General features: G+C 49.5%; 16 protein-coding genes. 7 read left to right on the forward strand and 9 right to left on the reverse strand.

What is annotated here, in order from left to right:
* Positions 1–8 precede the first annotated feature (8 nt).
* From tssB to tssH, 7 genes are all read left to right on the forward strand, one after another.
* Positions 9–524 (forward strand): type VI secretion system contractile sheath small subunit, encoded by a 516-nt coding sequence (gene tssB, locus FHS30_RS09795; RefSeq protein WP_183910312.1) that lies wholly within the window; start codon positions 9–11, stop codon positions 522–524.
* 3 nt (positions 525–527) lie between these two features.
* Positions 528–2,018, forward strand: coding sequence for a type VI secretion system contractile sheath large subunit (gene tssC, locus FHS30_RS09800; RefSeq protein ID WP_183910313.1), 1,491 nt, complete (start codon positions 528–530; stop codon positions 2,016–2,018).
* Positions 2,019–2,090: 72 nt separating this feature from the next.
* Positions 2,091–3,611 carry a type VI secretion system contractile sheath large subunit gene (gene tssC / locus FHS30_RS09805; protein ID WP_343049026.1) on the forward strand — a complete coding sequence of 507 codons (1,521 nt, stop codon included), beginning with the start codon at positions 2,091–2,093 and terminating at the stop codon, positions 3,609–3,611.
* Between the two features lie 4 nt (positions 3,612–3,615).
* Positions 3,616–4,095: a type VI secretion system baseplate subunit TssE gene (tssE, locus tag FHS30_RS09810; protein WP_183910314.1), complete on the forward strand. Its 480-nt coding sequence runs from the start codon at positions 3,616–3,618 to the stop codon at positions 4,093–4,095.
* Positions 4,095–5,924: a type VI secretion system baseplate subunit TssF gene (tssF, locus tag FHS30_RS09815; protein ID WP_183910315.1), complete on the forward strand. Its 1,830-nt coding sequence runs from the start codon at positions 4,095–4,097 to the stop codon at positions 5,922–5,924. The genes tssE and tssF overlap by 1 nt, the downstream gene beginning before the upstream one ends.
* Positions 5,888–7,027: a type VI secretion system baseplate subunit TssG gene (gene tssG, locus FHS30_RS09820; RefSeq protein ID WP_183910316.1), complete on the forward strand. Its 1,140-nt coding sequence runs from the start codon at positions 5,888–5,890 to the stop codon at positions 7,025–7,027. The genes tssF and tssG overlap by 37 nt, the downstream gene beginning before the upstream one ends.
* 16 nt (positions 7,028–7,043) lie before the next feature.
* Positions 7,044–9,695: a type VI secretion system ATPase TssH gene (gene tssH / locus FHS30_RS09825; protein WP_183910317.1), complete on the forward strand. Its 2,652-nt coding sequence runs from the start codon at positions 7,044–7,046 to the stop codon at positions 9,693–9,695.
* Positions 9,696–9,799: 104 nt separating this feature from the next.
* On the opposite strand, the gene FHS30_RS09830 is transcribed toward tssH, so the two are convergent.
* The 9 genes from FHS30_RS09830 to FHS30_RS09870 all read right to left on the reverse strand — a co-directional run bounded on the left by FHS30_RS09830 (position 9,800) and on the right by FHS30_RS09870 (position 18,967).
* Positions 9,800–10,444 (reverse strand): hypothetical protein, encoded by a 645-nt coding sequence (locus tag FHS30_RS09830; protein WP_183910318.1) that lies wholly within the window; start codon positions 10,442–10,444, stop codon positions 9,800–9,802.
* Positions 10,445–10,773: 329 nt separating this feature from the next.
* Positions 10,774–11,160 (reverse strand): PAAR domain-containing protein, encoded by a 387-nt coding sequence (locus FHS30_RS17370; RefSeq protein WP_343049029.1) that lies wholly within the window; start codon positions 11,158–11,160, stop codon positions 10,774–10,776.
* A complete protein-coding gene (locus FHS30_RS09840; RefSeq protein ID WP_183910320.1) occupies positions 11,060–11,659 on the reverse strand; it encodes a DUF6931 family protein in 600 nt (199 codons plus the stop codon). The genes FHS30_RS17370 and FHS30_RS09840 overlap by 101 nt, the downstream gene beginning before the upstream one ends.
* Positions 11,660–11,667: 8 nt before the next feature.
* Positions 11,668–13,554, reverse strand: a complete 1,887-nt coding sequence (locus tag FHS30_RS09845; RefSeq protein ID WP_183910321.1) for a type VI secretion system Vgr family protein — start codon at positions 13,552–13,554, stop codon at positions 11,668–11,670.
* A 152-nt stretch (positions 13,555–13,706) separates the two neighbouring features.
* Positions 13,707–14,195, reverse strand: a complete 489-nt coding sequence (locus FHS30_RS09850) for an Hcp family type VI secretion system effector (RefSeq protein WP_183910322.1) — start codon at positions 14,193–14,195, stop codon at positions 13,707–13,709.
* A 416-nt stretch (positions 14,196–14,611) separates the two neighbouring features.
* Positions 14,612–17,260, reverse strand: a complete 2,649-nt coding sequence (locus tag FHS30_RS09855) for a DUF2339 domain-containing protein (RefSeq protein ID WP_183910323.1) — start codon at positions 17,258–17,260, stop codon at positions 14,612–14,614.
* Between the two features lie 126 nt (positions 17,261–17,386).
* Positions 17,387–17,905: a tRNA adenosine(34) deaminase TadA gene (tadA, locus tag FHS30_RS09860; RefSeq protein ID WP_183910324.1), complete on the reverse strand. Its 519-nt coding sequence runs from the start codon at positions 17,903–17,905 to the stop codon at positions 17,387–17,389.
* Positions 17,895–18,722 carry a putative RNA methyltransferase gene (locus FHS30_RS09865; protein WP_183910325.1) on the reverse strand — a complete coding sequence of 276 codons (828 nt, stop codon included), beginning with the start codon at positions 18,720–18,722 and terminating at the stop codon, positions 17,895–17,897. Before FHS30_RS09865 ends, tadA begins: the two co-directional genes overlap by 11 nt.
* Positions 18,719–18,967 carry a DUF1653 domain-containing protein gene (locus tag FHS30_RS09870; protein ID WP_183910326.1) on the reverse strand — a complete coding sequence of 83 codons (249 nt, stop codon included), beginning with the start codon at positions 18,965–18,967 and terminating at the stop codon, positions 18,719–18,721. The genes FHS30_RS09865 and FHS30_RS09870 overlap by 4 nt, the downstream gene beginning before the upstream one ends.
* Positions 18,968–19,057 lie beyond the last annotated feature (90 nt).

The following is a 19,057-nucleotide window of genomic DNA, read 5'->3' on the forward strand; positions in this document are numbered from 1 at the left end:
TCCAAAGCATGTCAGAAAGCATTCATAACAAGTTAAAAAGAGTCCGCAAGCCTCGCGTACACATCACTTATGATGTCGAAACCAATGGTGCTGAGGTGAAAAAGGAGCTTCCATTCGTAGTTGGCGTAATGGGTGATTATTCGGGCGATAACGCGGTCAGCCGCAAGGCTCTAAAAGAGCGCAAGTTTGTGCAAATCGACCGAGATAACTTTAATGAGGCGATGGCCAAAGTTAATCCCAAGCTTGAACTTCAGGTGGAAAACACGCTTGCAGGTGACGGATCAAAAATGGGTGTCAACCTTGACTTCAAGAGCATGGACTCATTTAGTCCAGAGGCGATTGTTGACCAAGTAGAACCATTAAAACAATTGCTTGAAGCACGCAACAAATTGCGCGACTTGCTGAGCAAAGCGGATCGCTCAGAAGATTTAGAAAAAGTCCTTGAAGACATTCTTAAAAATGCTGATAACGTCACCGACATCTCAAAAGAGTTGGGCGTAGGCGAAGATAAATCAGGAGAATAACCGATGAGCACAGATGTAGCAGTAGAAACTCAAGCCCAAGAAGCGGAAGAGCAATCCTCTAGCTTACTTGAGCAGGCTATCGGCCACACCAAACAAACCAGCCGCGAAGAAGCCCAGGACTTGCTGACCAACCTGACCGAACAAGCTCTTAAAGGCACGGTCACATGGGATCGCAACCTTACGCAGACTATTAATTCGGCGGTACGCGCAATTGATGAAGCCATGTCTAAACAATTGGCAGCGATTTTACACCAAGAAAAGTTGCAGAAACTGGAAGGCTCATGGCGCGGCCTGAATCATCTGGTAATGAATAGCGAAACAGGAAAAACGTTAAAGATTCGTGTCCTAAACCTGTCTAAAAAGGAGCTATTCCGCGACTTAGACAAGGCTGTTGAATTCGATCAAAGCCAAATTTTCAAGAAAATGTATGAAGAGGAATTTGGAACAGCAGGTGGCGAGCCTTATGGCGCGATGATTGGCGATTTCGAATTCAGTAACCACCCCGAAGATATCGAATTACTTACCAAAATGTCGAATGTCGCAGCGGCAGGATTTTGCCCGTTCATTTCGGCGGCAGGTTCAGAGATGATGGGCTTCGATAGTTTTACAGAATTATCCAAGCCACGCGACTTGGGCAGTATTTTTGAGTCCGCTGAATATATTAAATGGCGCAGCTTCAGAGACAGTGAAGACTCTCGCTTTGTCACATTAGTCATGCCACGCGTTTTATCAAGATTGCCCTACGGCGCTACTACAAAACCAGTCGAATCCTTCAATTTTGAAGAGTTTGATCAGGATGCCTCTGGCATGTCTAAAGCCGCAAGCCACGATGAATATTGCTGGATGAACGCTGCCTACGTAATGGGCGCAACGCTGACCAAGGCATTTTCTGAAAACTCGTGGTGTACGGCAATTCGTGGCGCTGAGGGTGGCGGGAAAGTTGAAGGGCTTCCCACACACTTATTCAAAAGTGATGATGGCGATACGGACCTTAAATGTCCTACTGAAATTGGCATCACAGATCGCCGTGAAGCAGAGTTATCCGCCCAAGGTTTTCTACCATTATGTCACTACAAAAATACAGACTACTCTGTATTCTTTGGTGCGCAGACGGCCCAGAAACCTAAGGCCTACGACGACCCAGATGCAACCGCCAATGCGTCAATTTCGGCACGCCTTCCATACCTGATGGCAACCTCTCGCATTGCACACTACCTGAAGGTCATGGCGAGGGATAAAGTCGGTTCATTTATGGAAGCCTCTGACTGTGAGCGCTGGCTGAATAAATGGATTGCTCAATACACTAACTCAAACCCCGAAGCTAGCGCCGAAATGAAAGCTAAATACCCGCTGGCGGAGGCTCGAGTCGAAGTCAAAGAAATACCAGGTCAGCCAGGCTCTTATAGTGCTATTGCCTACCTTAAGCCTTGGTTGCAAATGGAAGAGTTAACTACTTCCATGCGCATGGTCGCAAATATTCCCACACCAAGCTGATCGGAAGAAGCACCACCCAGCCGGGTGGTGCTTCTCAGTTCCATCCAACGATAGATCCCTGAGGAATTTTTTGTGCTTGGCGACACCATTGCGACTACGGAACGTCTGCAGCAGAAAAATCAGCGCAACGATGAACCTCAATCCCCAGAATTGACACTAGCTATAGAGCGTTTTCTTGCTGAACGTGATGAAGCATCTGCTTTTTCGATTTGGCTCAATGATATTGCAAGCAGCCAGAGTCGCATTTTCCGTGTAAAACCCTTACTTTGCCGTGCAATTGCTGAGCTTGACGAACTGATCAATGAGCAGCTTAACGAAATTCTTCACAACAGCACCTTGCAGGCAATGGAAGCTCGATGGATAGGGCTATGGGAGCTCGTGGACAGCGGCAGCCATTGCGATAACGTAAAAATCAAGCTGTTGGATATGTCGTGGAAAGATTTAGTACGCGATATTGACCGCGCACCTGACATAGATCAAACCGCTTTATTTCATCTGGTCTACAATCTTGAATTTGGCACACCGGGTGGAGAGCCCTACGGCGTGCTGCTGGGCGACTATGATGTGTGCCATAGACCCACCGCTGGAAAACCCCATGACGACATACACACATTACAAGGCATAAGTCGCGTTGCTGCTGCAGCATTTGCTCCGTTTATTTGCGGCGCAGCACCAGAGCTATTCGGTCTTGACAGCTTTGACACCCTTGGTTTGCCAGTCAACCTTGAAAATGTATTTGCCCAAAAAGAATACCTGCGTTGGCGCTCCTTAAGAAAGCAGGAGGATAGCCGATTTGTCGGCATTACACTGCCCCGCGTGCTACTTCGAGCACCCTACACGAATAGACGTACTGCGTTTCGCGGTTTGCAGTTTAAGGAACAGGTCGCCAATAAGACCAATGAACGATACTTGTGGGGAAACTGTTGTTTCGCATTCGGCACGGTGTTAATTCGTGAATTTGCAGAAGTTGGTTGGTTTTCCCATATTCGTGGAGCGCCGCGTGATTATCTAGGCGGCGGCCTTGTGACCCGATTGCCATCGCTCCCCTACCAAACCGATAGCAAGCCCGGTCGAACGCGCATGGTCACGCAGGTGTTGATTTCTGATTTCCAAGAACGGGAACTCAGCGATCTAGGGTTTATCAGCCTGTGCCAGAGTTTTGATACGCCATTTGCTTGTTTCAACAGCACGCCGTCATTGCAGGATGCGAAAAACTACTCCCTTAAATCCGCAAACGCCAACGCCCGTATCAGCGCCATGCTACAGCAAGTTCTATGCGCCTCTAGGTTTGCCCAGTACGTAAAAGTCATGATTCGGGACAAGGTGGGCTCTTACATTCGAGACAAAGAATGCGAGCGCATGATTCAGCGATGGTTAGATCAGTACACCACAGGCAGGGATGACCTCTCTTGGGAAATGCTTGCTCGCTATCCACTAAGGGAAGCTCGGGTTGAAGTTAACGAAGAACCGGGCAAGCCCGGCGTCTACCAAAGTATCATCCATCTCAAAACACACTATACGGTCGATCATTTGGTCAGTGAACTTAAGCTCACTACCGCGATTAACCCAGCCAGCTTCGGCGCCATAGGCTGACACCATGCACGCTAATCAAGATAAAAAACTCCTATCCCCGGTGCTAGACCGATTACTCGATGACAATCAGAGTAGATCACTTATGCAGCCACATCAGTTGTTACGGCAATTGCGAGAGAGCGTTCGACGCGACCTAGAGATCCTTTTTAACACCCGTTACCGCTGTATTTCACCACCAAAGGAATGCCGTCACTTAAATGCTTCTGTGGTAAATTTCGGGCTGGCCGACCTCTCAACCATCAACCTTTCGTCCGCTGAACACAGAAAACGATTTTGCCATGATATTGAGTCCGCGATCCTACGCTTTGAGCCCAGAGTAAAGACCGTAAAAGTCACTTCTGACCAGAAATTCGACGCAGAAAACCCGTGCATTAAATTTCGCGTTGAAGCGGTATTACATACTAATCCCGCGCCAGAATTGATAATTTTTGACTCAGCCCTAGATCTTATTACCCAATCCGTAGACGTCTCGGAGATTCAATAATGAGTGATGATCTCCTTTTTCAATATGAAAGAGAGTTAGCCTTTATCAATCAAAGTGCTAGCGAATTTGCCAAAAAGCATCCAGCGACAGCCTCTCGACTGCAGCTGACCGGTGACACCGTGGAAGACCCACTTGTTGGCAAACTATTGTCAGGATTTGCCTATTTGAATGCGCGCGTCCAGCAAAAATTGAACGATGACTTTCCTGAATTAACCGACGCACTGCTAGATACACTCTACCCACATTACCTACGCCCTTTTCCGTCTTGCTGCATCGTACAAATGGAGCCATCTCCAGAGCTGGATAAAATGTGTACTCTGCAAGCTGGCAGCGTAATTGAAACTGAAAGCTTTCAAGGTGAAACCTGCAAATTTACAACGGCCTATCAGGTTGATGTACCACCTTTCAAAATCAGTTCCGCATCGCTAATGCCAAGGCCCTTCATTGCACCCGGTTCAAATGATGTGGCTGGTGCTGGAGCGGTTATTAAAATATCCCTCTCGACCTTTGATCCTGAAATCAAATTTTCAGACTTGAGTATAGATAAACTACGATTGTTCCTTAAAGGCTTGCCGCAACATGTAAACCCATTGTACGACCTACTAATGACACGGTGCATTAAAATAGTTCTTGCTAAAAATGAGGTCGATCAAAAGCCAAAGTTCTTAGACCCATTGCACCTAAAGCCCGTTGGCTTTGATGAAAGTGATGCTTTATTGCCCAACACAAAGCAAGGTTTCAATGGTTATCGGCTCCTGACGGAGTATTTTTGCTTCCCCGAGAAGTTTCAATTTATAGATTTCATTCTGGGTCAAGATTATTCATTATCCAACTATGACTCAGAACTTAGCTTATATTTCTATCTATCCGAATCTGATTCCGAGCTTGAACATCAGCTTAACGCAGACATGTTTGCATTGGGCTGCACACCGGCGATAAACCTCTTTCGCCAAAGCGCCGACCCCATCTCACTTGATCATACAGAATACGCGTATCACATTGTGCCCGATGCCCGCCGTGTTGAGTGCTTGGAAACCTACGCAATAGAAAATGTCCGGGCCACGGACAGCAATGGCACTGTTACCCACTTTCGTCCATTTTATGGCATCAATCATCCAACATCAGAATCCAATAGTGCATTTTGGTTTAGCAAACGAAAAACAGTGGTAGAGGGAGAGCATCTCAACGAAGAGGCCAGCGAATCTGAAATAACATTGGTCAATCTCAATTTTTCGCCCTACACCACACATGATCAAATACTAGAAGTTGACTTGTTGTGTAGCAATCGCAATGCGCCTAAAAAACTACCCGTAGGTGGCGGCAAGCCATTTATGACATTAACAGAGGGCAGCGCGCCTTTGAAAGGCATCAGCTGTTTGGTGACACCCACTACTGCAATTCGCCCGCAGCATCGTGAGGGTGCCTACTGGCGCCTGATATCTCACCTAAATCTTAATCATCTGTCACTGACCACCAATGGCGGATCGCCCGACGCACTAAAGGAAATTCTACGGCTATACGACTTTAAAAATTCGGCGTCGACACGAAAAATCATAGAAGCTATAAGCCGGCTTAAAACACAACCAATGACAGCGCCCATCCAAATTGAGGATATGGTGTCACTCTGTAGAGGCACGGCCATTCACCTTGAGCTAGATCCCCTCATGCTTCGTGGTGTCAGTAGCTTGATATTCGCCAATGTATTGGAAAACTTTTTTGGACTGTATTGCTCCATCAACTCCTTTACTCGATTAAAAGTCAGCTTTTCAGGACAAGACAAGGAATTTAAGAAATGGCCACCGCGCGCCGGCGTAAAAGCCTTGCTCTGATAGATAGACTTCGAAGCGAGCCCTATAGCTTTGAGTTTTTTCAAGCGGTACGTTTGCTTGAAATAGCTACTCAGCAGGACTCAACTGAACAGTACGCCAAAGCACCGGTTGCTCAGCACGCGACACCAGCGAAAGAGCTTGTACGCTTCACTGCGTCGAACAAACTGTCTTTCGCAGGTGCTGATGTACTCTCACTCAACACTGAAGTTAACGGTTTAGAAAGTCCAGATCAGGAGGCTCAACTCCGGTGGCTAATGAACGTCAGCTTTTTCGGCCAAGGCGGTGCACAGGGTGTACTTCCGATCCGCTATACAGAGCTTATTCTTCAGGAATTAAAGAATAAAAATGAAAGCCTAAGTGATTTCATCGACATTTTTAATCATCGGAGTATTTCGCTTTATTATCAAGCGTGGCACAAATACCGGGTGCCTGTTAATTTCGAAAGAAGTAAAAATCAGCGCAGCGGTCATCCTGACAAGTTTACTCAGGCGCTGCTAAGTCTGGCGGGCATTGGCACCTCTGAGCTTCAGTATCGACTGCCTTTTTCTGATGAACATATCGCAGGATTTGCAGGCTCCTTAAGCAGATCTCAGCGCACTGCTGACCAACTTAAAAGCCTTGTGTATCAAATGTTCGGCCTTGATATTGAAATTCAGCAATTTAAAGGGCAATGGCAGCCCCTTGACCAGGAGGTAGCCTGTCAACTACCGGGCCCAACCAACGGTCTAGGGGTCAATAATCAACTGGGCGTTAACTCCATCATCGGTACTGAGTGCTACCATGCGCAAAGCAAATTCAGCGTTGTCGTTTCGCCCCTGCCCTATAAGCGCTTTATGGAGCTCGCTCCAGGTACCCAGAAACTCGAGTCACTTAAGTCCCTCATTAGAATGAGCGTGGGCATGGAACTTGAATTTGATATTGCGGTTACCACCTCGAATAGCCAGGTCCCCCCCACCCGCCTCGTGGACGAGCCTGATTATCAACCCTCACTGGGATGGAATAGCCACCTGCACTCTGACAGCGTACTTGGCATCGAGCCCATGAATATTAATTTGTCACACGACATGCATATGCCAGAAGACGGCATTCCACTTTATATCTAACGACAGGGACATCTAGATGATCAACATAAACCTTAAGTCACTTGTGGACAAAATGGCGCCAACCATGCGCGATGCGCTTGAAGGCGCCGCAGGACTTTGCATGAGTCACAACCAGTATAATGTTGAGGTGGAGCACTGGCTGCTAAAGACACTCGACCGTGGAGATTCGGATCTCCAAATACTGCTGGAAAAATTCGAGGTGAATATCGCGCAGTTTGCACGTGAGCTGGCGGACTCCATAGCAAAGTTTAAAAACGGGAACAGTCGGCCAGCAGCACTTTCCACCACCCTCGTTGATGCCGCGAAGTATGCGTGGATGCTTGCATCCGTAGAATATGGGCATAAATTTTTAACTTCTGGCCACCTGATTACCGCCTGTCTACTAGATGAGCGTTTACGCGACCAACTTTTTGGCAGCTGCAATGCCCTGCGAACCATCGCACCAGAATCGCTACGTGAAGCAGCCCGCCCTATGATTGACAATGGGGTAGAACTCCCCAGATCAGAACCCGTCAATAATATCGAAGGCTCCGCAAACGTCGTTGCGTCAAAAACGCCCTCACTCGATAAATATACGGTCAATCTCACCCAGCGGGCCAAAGATGGCGCCATTGATCCGGTATTGGGCCGCGATGATGAAATCAGGCAGTGCATCGATATTCTAACGCGCCGCCGCCAAAACAATCCCATATTAACGGGTGAGGCCGGCGTTGGTAAAACGGCAGTTGTCGAAGGTTTCGCGTTACGCATAGCCGATGGTGATGTGCCGGAACCACTACGAAATGTCACCGTGCGTACGCTTGATCTTGGCTTGCTACAAGCCGGCGCCAGCGTTAAGGGTGAATTTGAAAACCGCCTCAAATCTGTAATCGAGGAAGTTCGAGCGAGTCTAGCGCCCATTATTCTATTCATTGATGAGGCCCACACCATGATCGGTGCGGGCGGAAAAGAAGGCCAAGGTGATGCCGCTAACCTGCTTAAACCCGCACTTGCAAGGGGCGAGCTGCGAACCATTGCCGCGACCACCTGGGCAGAATATAAAAAATATTTTGAGCGAGACCCAGCGCTAACACGGCGATTTCAGGTTGTTAAAGTAGAAGAGCCATCTGAGGACAAGGCAATTGACATGATGCGTGGCATTGCGGAAACGCTGCAGGCGCACCACAAAGTTCGCATTCTAGACGAGGCAATTGTGGCTTCCGTTAAATTGTCACACCGCTATATCCCTGGCCGTCAATTACCGGACAAATCCGTAAGCCTACTCGATACCGCCTGCGCAAGAGTCGCACTTAGCCAGTCTTCCACACCTTCGGCCATAGAGGATGCCAAGCGCCAATTACAGCGTGCTCAGTCGACCCTAGAGCGTCTCAGAAAGGAGCACGCTGCAAGTAACCGCCAACAGGAGGGCATCGCACTGTGGGAGGCAGAACTACAAAGCGCTTCGGCTGTGTTAGCAGAGCTAGAGGTTCAATTGGCTCGAGAGCAACACATTGTTGAAGAGATTCGCGCCATTCACGACACCATTGATCAAGACTACCTTGAGAGTGATACCAATAAAAAGCTCACCCCTGAAGCCCTGGCTTCACTTCAGGAAAATCTAGTGAATTTGGCGGATACGTTGACGGAGCTACAGGGGGAATCACCCATGATACAAGCTGCGGTTGACGAACAGGCCATCGCTGAGGTCATCGCCAACTGGACGGGAATCCCCGTGGGCAAGATGGTGAGTGATGAGATTCGCAGCGTACAGTCACTGGCAGACCGCTTAGGCGAGCGCGTGATAGGGCAACCACATGCGCTTGACGCAGTAGCCCAAGCCATCAGAACGTCGCGTGCAGGTTTAACAGATCCACGTAAACCCGTTGGTGTCTTCTTGTTTTGCGGAACCAGTGGTGTGGGAAAAACCGAAACCGCTCTCGCATTGGCCGATCAATTATTTGGTGGTGAGCAAAATATCACAACCATCAACATGTCAGAGTTTAAAGAAGAGCATAAAGTGTCCATGTTGCTGGGATCGCCACCGGGCTATGTCGGGTTTGGGGAAGGCGGTGTACTAACCGAAGCGGCGCGGCGCAAGCCCTATTCGGTCATCTTGCTGGACGAGATGGAAAAAGCTCATCCAGGTGTGCAGGATATTTTTTACAGCCTGTTTGACAAGGGCACCATCAAGGACGGAGAAGGCCGAGATATCGACTTCAAAAATACCGTAATCATCATGACCTCCAATGCGGGCGAAGAAGCTATTAGGGCCATTTTCTCCCAAGTGGACGAAAAGCCTGAACCCGATGTGTTACTCGACAATATTCGTCCCTACCTTCTCCAGCATTTCAAACCAGCGTTTATGGGCCGCGCAAACGTTGTCGCCTTCTACCCGCTTGATGACGACAATCTAATGAAAATTGCCTCCATCAATTTAAGTAAGATTGGAAAGAGAATTGGTGAGCACTACGGAGCTGAATTTAACTATGATGAAGAAGTGCTATTGCACATAGTCGCACGCTGCCAAGAGTCAGACACTGGTGCTCGCAACATAGAGAACATATTGAATCGCACGCTGCTGCCGTCGCTGGCTGCGGAGTGTCTCGATAGAATGGCAGAGGGAACCGCCATCAATAACGTTTATGTTGGCGTCACTGAAGCTGGTGAATTTAGCTACAGTGTGAGCTGATAAAACTCCCCCTCGGGTTCATCCAGAATACCGAGGGGAGTTTTTAAAGCGACGGCGTCTAATCCCGCCTAAGGATTCAATAGAAACTAGCGAACGCTGTTGCGTCATGCAGGGCTCAACTGAGCCACGGGCGCAGTGAGATTCACTTTCAAGCTAGCGGAAACCTGTTTTAACTCGTGACAGACAGCTGGATAATTATCTAAAGTACTCCAAGCATAAAGCGCATAGAAAACTTTAGCGCTTTCATGGGTTGTGATCTGATACTTGACGATAGAGCCACCAACCAGCCCTTCCATTTCGGCCAAGTAATAATTCCCCAAAGGAAGATGTGTGGGTTCACGTGTTAGCTTTGCATCAGCCACCCACCCCAAAGCCGCCTGACAGGTAGCAATGGCATAGTCTCTTAACGGAAGGACTGCGCCAAATGTATGCTTATACTGCTTGATAACAATCAAAAATACCTGTCGTTCGTGACAGCCAGCTTGCAGAACGGCACCAGAATTTAGATTATCCAATTCCTTCCAATCTTGCGGCACCCTAACGCTTATATCCGACTCCGGCGAATGAATTCGTCGTGTGTTCTTTTGTATATCTCGATTAGCGGTATTGATTTGAGGAATGATTCCGTTAGCATTGCTACCCGCCCTATCAATATTTCGACTGACCTCAACTTGCTCCGTAGAATAAACACACTTTTCGCCTAGCTGTATGCTTGCGTGCCAACCACTCTTCCACACACGGTTCAACATTCGTTGTACCTGTGATTTAGTCTCAGACGTAAATATGACTTTTGGGCTTAGACGATATAGATCGCGAGCTTGATCAAGGTTACCTGAGCACAATGTTAGCAACCCTTTCTTGACCTGTGTCGCTTCAAATTGGCAGCGGGGTTTGCCAACAAATACAAGATGATATTTATTCTTCGAATGTTCCATGCGTTTTTACAGTCCCTTTAAAAACGTTGAATAGGTCACTACAGAAGCACCTGCGAACGACACAGCATGTATGATTAATTATTGTTTCCAAGCTGTTTACGATTAGTAGGATCAAAACTACAACACAGGCAAATCGGTGTAACTTACCCTCCAATAATGACCGTAGGGCATCCGACGACAATCTTCCCGCCGTGCGCCGTTGAATCACCCATGCGGGCAGCTGGTTTTTTGCTAATCATCACGCTACCGCTGCCCGTAACAATGGTATCTGGGGGGCCAACACAAACGCAGCTGCTTCCAACAGTGGCAGAAGGAAGGCCGCCAATGATAACGGTGGGGCCTCCAGGGGAGACTACCGGCCCGCCTACGTGTGGCACCGTCCCTGTAACCATGGGGCAAACGTGCATATCAGTAATTCTCGAAGCGGGCTTACCCATATTGCAGCTCCTCTGCCGTAAGAATTCCGTTGCCACCGCAAGCCAAATTAAATCCCTGCCGCAAAAATAACCGGTAACTTTCAGTGGGGTCATCGGGTTCTGACAGCACCGCGGCCAAGGCTACACTGCCAGCAACCGCATGGGCATACATGTACTCAGGTGTCGCAATCTCAGGCTCGCCCGGCTCAGCGAGACTACCGGTAGACCAAGCTGCGGCGGTAGCAGCCCAACTCGCCGGTGTTTTATGACCGGTTTTCTTTCCCAGTAGTCTAGCGCGCAATCGGTTGTCTTCGGTGGGTTGTTTTGCCCACGCCTCAGCGGCGATTAATGCATCAACATTGGGTTGATCAGTGTCGGGCGTCTGCACCTTTCTACTAGCCAAACAGGCCCACCACACTGCCTCTCGCTTGGGCAGCGCGTGGGCTAGCAATTTTACTGCATCTAAATAGTGGCCTGCATTGGTCAAGTTTTCGATACTGACTCTCGGCGCAGTGCCGGGCACCAAACACTGCACTGCGTCCTCATCACTCAACTCAAATTCTTTTAACAGCTCGCCCGCAGTGAGAGCTTTAATTTTCATCCAGTCTTTCATAGTGATTTCTAGTTTATGAGAGTAATACCACCTTTCAAGGTCAGGCTCGCGCCAGCTTTAACTTCGGCGGAGGCATCACCTTTGCAGGATAGGGTCGTTCCTTTAATCACAACACCCGCAGGCGTCAACTTTATACTAGATCCACCCACTTTAAGCTCAATGGAGGATTTAGATGTGATTTTAATTGCGCCTTGGACATCAATCGTTTGAGTGCCCTTGGCAACTTTTATTTTGTGATTTCCAGAGTCAACTGCCAGCTCCTGATTACCCTTGGCAATGGCGACTTTTTCATCACCTTCTAACACAGTAATTGTTCTGTTTTTGGTGACTTCAAGGATTTGGTTGTTTTCTACCGTTCCGGTTTGATCATTATGAATTATAAAGCGATGGTCCTTGCCAGCTTCCATGTAAATTTCTTCTTTGCCCTTTTTATCGTCAAAGCGCAATTCATTAAATTTACTACCCTCAAATTCGGTTTTCCATCCGGACTGAGTGGCCGTATAATTTGGACCTGAATTTGTACCATTGTAAACAGCGCCGGTAACCACAGGTCGATCTGGGTCGCCATTTAAATAGCTGATCACCACCTCCTGCCCTATGCGCGGTACAAAATTAGCACCCCAGTTTTTTCCCGCGAAAGATTGCATCACTCTAACCCAGCACGAGTTTTGCGCGGTATTCCATGGAAATTTTACTTTTAGCTGAGTGTACAGATCTTCAGAGCCATCAGCACCCGTGGCCTTAACTTCCAAGACAGTTGCCACCTGGGGCGACGTCACATTTCGGGCGAATCCAACTGGATCAGGACGAGGCATAACCGTCGCTGGCACCGCTGATATCTGATTAACGAATTGCGTTTCCATACCATTGCCATCGCTCGCAACAATATGTACGCCAGTCACTAAATATTTGCCTTTTTCAGAAGCTAGCGTGTGTTCTAGCGTAAAACGCCCACCTGCGGTAATGCAGGCACAATCGCCGGAAGCAGTCACCAAATCAAAACCCGACTCAATGGCCTCCATGGCACGCTTAGCTATATCTTTATTCGCTGATTCAGTAATTTTGTGCGTGTTAGCTTTGTCCGGCTCAAAAATATACTGCCCATATTTATGAACCTTATAGCCACTAACTTCGTTGAGCGAGGATTTAGTCTTTATGTCGTACTTGTTATCTTTATCTGCGGCAAATTCTGAATAATCTTTGAATACAAAACCACCTGTGTGGTAACAGTAATTTCGCTCCCATGCATTAATTGTGCTCTTGGTCGGCTGACTACCCGCACCATCGAATTCGATAGGATCTTCTGCACAATCAAAAAAACCCTGCGCATCATCTGTAATTACCAGCTCTGACTTACTGTCGCCGTGCACAAAGTAGTAAGCCATACCCTCTTCAGCCATCAAACGGCTGACAAAAGCAAAGTCTGTCTCTTCAAATTGAACACAGTATTCTCTCGTTTTATAACTGCCCGTAAGTTTCAGCGAGAGCTTTATGACCTTTGCGTACTCAGATAGCACTTCCTCTACAATCTGCTTTGCGTTTTTACTGTGGAAGATTCGATTTTGGCTACCCAGTTGTGTAAACCAAAGACCAGGCATAATGACCGCTCGATAATTGCGCATACCTTCGGCATTGATGTCTAACATTCCCAGCTGTACGACATAACCGTGCACATAGCGCTGCTGCTCTTCACCTTCACGATTAATAGTAACGGTGATAGCTTTACCGACCAGATCCTGCTGCTTAATGTCATGATTATCCGACATCAAGTCCAGTTCATAACGATACAACCCAGAGACACTTTCATCGCCCACTAAACGGGTGGCAATCAGGGCATCTTTACCCAAGGGTGTCTGAACGTAAAGCAGGCGGTGGTTTTGATTGACTTTAGCCATGACGGAATACTGATCCTTGTAATATGTCTTCGTTCAGGTAGCAACACACATTAGATTGGCTTCGATAGATTGGAAATTATTAGCTATTCCAAACGCCAATAGGCCGAGGCCTCTGACTAGCAGAGGCACCCGACCCAGTAAGCAGAACCCGCTTACAGAGGTGTAGCAGAAGTAAGGTCGTAACCAACACGCATGTTCTTGGTGTTTTTGTTGGTCTTGTCCGCGTGAGTAAGATCCGCTTCAACCTTGGCAAAGCTCAGCGACAAAGACTCTTGTGGTGCGCCGCCGGCAGATGCACTAACGCTGTAGGAAGAAATGATCACTTCTTCAAGAGTATAGGTCGCGTACTTCTCAACTTTGCTCGCACCGGTTTGAACAACGTGAATTTCTACCTTCACGCCGGCATCACCGGTTACAGAAGCTTTAAACAAACCGCCAGACGCAGAGTCCATAGGTTTAGTAACAGTTACTTCACTGATGCTTGGGCGAGACGCTTCGCGATTTGCCATTGCGCCGGCTTCCATAGTGATGGCACGGCCAACACCGAAATGGAAGTTGTCCACCTCGATCCAGTTTGCGTAACCTTCTGCAGTAACGTTACCAGCAGGTGAATTTCCATTGAAGTTCATGTAGATCGCCATGATTGAATTCCTCTCTCTCGTTGGTCGATAAATGGGCTAGTGTTGTAAATCTTTCCAGCAGTCCTTTGTGGAGTAAAGCAACTGCCTCTCTTGCCTTGCAGCAATTGAGGCGCATTTAAACAAAGTGAAAAGCTTCCTGTAACCCCCTTCTCGCAACTAAAAAAACCACTCTGGCACGATTTTAAAAGTTCACTCTGACACTATTTTTTACTTATAAATTCGACATGTGATGCAGGTCGCATAATTGAGTGTAAAAACACTTAATCAACCCAAAATAGGTTTTGAAATGGCAAATATCGACGGTCGACTCTGACACGTTTTTTAAAATTATCAGGCAAGAAAAAAGCGCCAGTTGACACACGAACGTACCAACTGGCGCTTTGGAATAACACAACACATCATCAGACTGTCACGATTTAAGTCTCTGGGCGCAGCGCTTGGATCTTTTGATGTAAAAACGCGACGCCCAATAATGCCAATCCAAGCCCCATGAAGGAGGCCACTCGCCACAAGCCCTCAAGGTCGTCCATATCGAGCAAAAATATTTTCAGTATCACCACAGCCAATAAAGCCATGCCCCACTGGTAGCACTGGCGACCAAAGCGCCAACTGCCTCCCAGCAATGCAAACACTGCGCATATCAGCCACACCACGGAGTAGGTATACATCTCACCATCCAATACACCTCCACTCAACCGAACACTGCCCTGCCATAAATGGCGAATTTCAATAGTGATGAACAACAGCCCCGAGATTGCCGCACCAGCAGCTGCCCAGCGTCGAAATTGCACAAAACCAAAACGATAGCTCGCCAGGAACCACAAAACTGGCAGGCCAAATGCCATTAGCAGAAGATTAAACAGGGGTTGTGAATTGACTGCTGACCAAAGCCACACATCGCTGGCCAGAAAAGCGAGCACCAATAATGCGTAATGAAGGCCCGCAGCCATTAATAACACGGCTGCATAAGTGCGATACCACAGCGCTAGGTGTTCGCTAATTTTCGACTTCCAGTGGTAAACCAAACCGAGTGCGGCAAACAGCGATTGATTAAGCACGGCCTCTACTAAGCTCAACTCGCTGCGATAAACCTGCCCATCGTGTAACCAGTAGCGGGCCTCTGACCAAAGCGTCAACACAAAAAGGTGCAACGCAGCGGCCTCTGCCCACAAGGCCAGTTTGGGTTGGCTGGCCAACCAACGGCTTGCCACATAACACATTAGCGTTGCACCGCCGTAGGTCCAGAGCGTCCAGTGTCCAGCTTGTGAATAACTCGCCAACCAAGGATTAAACGTTAAGCGCACCACAACGATGATCACAACGATCTTAAATAGCCAGCCCAGCTCGGGCATTTCAAATCGATGCATTACCCACGCAAGTGACAAGAGTTGGGATGCGATGGCGAGCGTCAAGCTTGCCTCCTCCAACAGCCAGGCGGCCAGCAGTGCATAGGCAAAATGTCCCGACAAAATAAGCCACGCCACAAGGGGCTTCTGCCAACCTCGGGCGCGCGCCAGAAATGCTATCCACAGGGCGCCCGCCGCAAGTACAAATGCCGCACAGGCCCACTGCCAAACCGTGGTGTAATCACTCGCCAATAAATAGCCGTGCAAGAGCTGTAACACGGGCATCATCGCCAGCAAGCTCGCCCACCAACTCAGCGCGCTGCCGCGTCGAACATTCCACACAGCCAAGCCTATTAACAGTAATCCGTGCACCGCTAAAAAGGTGAAAAAGTTGGCTTGCTCAGCCACCGCGATTGGCGTAAGTAACCACTGACCATCGCTGCCCATATGCAACTGGCTCAGCAAGAGCGCCGCCGTCATTGCGCCATAACCCAACCATGTGAAACTCGTAAAGCGCGGCTGATGGCTGGCCAACCATGCCGTCAACAATGGCAGTAGTAACCAAGTAATCCAATTCGCGCTCCAACCACCAACCAATATCGTGGCACATAGGGCTGCCCATAGGGCCAACAGGCTAGCCGTGAACGGCGGTTGCCCGTCGGCATAGTCATCCAGCGTTATGGGCCAGCATGCACCGGCAAACCGCTGCATCAGCAGCCAATTGCTGCGGGGAATTGCCAAGACCCCATACGCCAATGCCGCTAGGTACAACGGCCGCCAAGCATCGAGATTTTCACCGGCAAAAGACAGCGCCCACCACCCCAGCGCGCCGGCCATACACCCCCACCACAGCCAAGGGCGGTACACCATGCGCAAAAGCCAAAGTACGGCTGCCGAGATAATTAACGCGTAAAGCATCGCCAGTAACACATTGCCGCTGCCCGTAGAGACCAAAAGTGGCACACTGTAAGCGCCCAACATGCCGATGGCCGCCAATACTGGGCCATGTAATAGCGCGAGCCAAAGTGTGGCTACGGCAACCAAGGCGAGCGCGACAAACACGGCAGCCGGACTAAACATTTGATACATATGGAGTGCAGCCAGCAAAGTGGCAAACAAGGTAATACTGCCACCACCGGCCAAGGCGGCAAATGAGGCATGATTGCCCTGGCGCGCCCGCAGCCAAAGTGCAGCGGCATGCAAAATGGCGCCCGTTAAAATACCAGCCACAATACGCGCGGATGGCCCCAGCAAGCCTTGCTCAATGGAATATTTTGCGAGGAATATGCCGGCCAAGCCCACGCAGGCGCCTCCCAACCACACCATCCACTGCTGCTGCAGGTGTTGCCAGAACTGTGATTCAGCTGCCTCTGTAGCGCTTGCTTCAGCTGTTGGGGAAGGTATTGGCGAAAATGTTGGTGCAGATGTTGGTGCAGATGTAGACGGCGCAGCCATCGCAGGCTCGATATCCAAGTCCAATTCAAAGTCCGGTGGCGCCGGGTCGGCATTCACCTTGGGGGCAGACGCCGGTGGCGATGTTCTATTGCGGCCAACGTCAGCGCCGACCACCGCAACCTGCGGTCCGGGTCCAAGCTGGCGCCTCAACGCGAGCACTTCACTTTTAAGACCCCGCACCTGAACAAATGCGGCGACGCCCAGCACCAAGCCAATTACCATAGCCAGCACTAAACCAACCAACAACAGCCCTATAACTTCCATGCACAGCAACCTTCAATTCATTGGAACAGTGATCATACCCGCGAATTCTTTAAAAACAGAATTTAGCCAGCCTGAGACCGTTAACAGCCGCCTTCAACTCAGAAAGAAAACGCAGGTGTGGTCGCGCTATTGGGAGTCCGGCAGATCTGGAGACAGTTTCGCCTCGCGCTTTTGTTGTCGACGCAACTGAAAAAAATCGCTCAGCATCTGACTTGCGATACTCGCCTCAACGCCTGAAGTCACCGCCAACCGATGATTGAGATACGGGCGTTCAAAAAACTGTTCTTGGCTATGCACGACGCCCGCTTTAGGTTCGGTCGCTGCGTACACCAATCGATCCACGCGCCCGTGAATAATCGCACCGGCGCACATGCTGCAGGGCTCAAGCGTGACATAGAGCGTAGTGCCCGGCATGCGATAATTCCCCAGCACCTTCGCTGCCGCACGCAACGCCACAACCTCCGCGTGGGCGGTGGGGTCTTGGCTGGAAATGGGCTGATTAAAACCCGCGCTGATCAATTGATTGCCCTTCACCACCACTGCACCCACAGGCACTTCGTCCAGCGCGGCGGCCCGCTGCGCGTGAATCAATGCCTCGGCCATCCAGTGGCGATCCCATTCTTCTTGTGTGCGATCAGTGGACATCTAGGGCAGCTCCCAACGCCGGCTGGTAAATTGATATGACAAAATCTGCCGCGAGCGTATTTGATTGTGCGATAAATTCAGTTTGTTGCGCCTCGGTAAGTTTGTAGGCGAAGGGCGTCATGGCCAAAAGCTGGCGCAATTGATCGCTGGATTGGTAGGCGATATTGAACGCCACACTGTCGCGCGCTATTAAGGTGAAACCCTCAGGCGCGGCGGGCGCGCTATGGGGTCGCAATTGATCGTAGATAAATTCTCGCAAGGCCTGCAAATGCGCGGGGCCGGGCGACACTTGAATAAGCTGCCCATCCGCGGTGAGTAGACGTCGCGCTTCGGCCGCGTCCAATGGTGCAAATATATTCAACACCGCGTCAAATTGGTGGTCTAGCAACGGCAGTCGCTTACTTGATGCCACCGCAAAGGTAGCGTTACTCAACCCTCGCCTACCCGCGAGGCGCAACGCCTCTCGAGAAATATCAACACCCGCCGCCCGCCAATGCACCCGGCTCGCTAGCAACTGTTGCAAGTAGTAGCCTTCGCCACAGCCAACATCCAACAGGCGACCCGCAGCGTCGAAATTGTTTAATCGGCGATCGAGAGCATCAACTAATGGGCGATAACCTCCCCCCTCTAAAAACGCACGGCGGGCCAACAACATTTCGCGGTTGTCACCCGGATCGGGACGGCGCTTCTGGTTGGCTAACAGCAGGTTGGTATAGCCTTCTTTGGCTCTATCAAAGGCGTGGTTGGCATCACAGCGCCACGTATTCTCCGTGCTGTCGAGCGGGGCTTGGCACACCGGGCACTGCCAGCCAATCACGTGGACGCTTCCACCATTTGCGCTAAACCTGCCGCCGGCGAAATAAATTCAAAACGCGCCACCGACTCACCCGCTACTTCCACCTGCTCGGAAAACATGTCTAACGGGCGGCTCCACCAGCTGAAATCGCCGTATAAACAGCGATACACCACCAGCCACTCTTCGGTTTCACTGTGGCGTACGACACCGTACACCTGATATTCCTGCCCCTTGTAATGACGATATATGCCGGGCTTGATAGTCATGGGTTGTCTCAGCAATGCAAAAACGCGAGTTTAGCAAAATCCACCCTCGCCTGTTCAGCCCATTTTCTACGCGCACAAAAAAGCCGGCAG

It is taken from the genome of Simiduia aestuariiviva, from assembly GCF_014192475.1.
Lineage (GTDB): Bacteria > Pseudomonadota > Gammaproteobacteria > Pseudomonadales > Cellvibrionaceae > Simiduia > Simiduia aestuariiviva.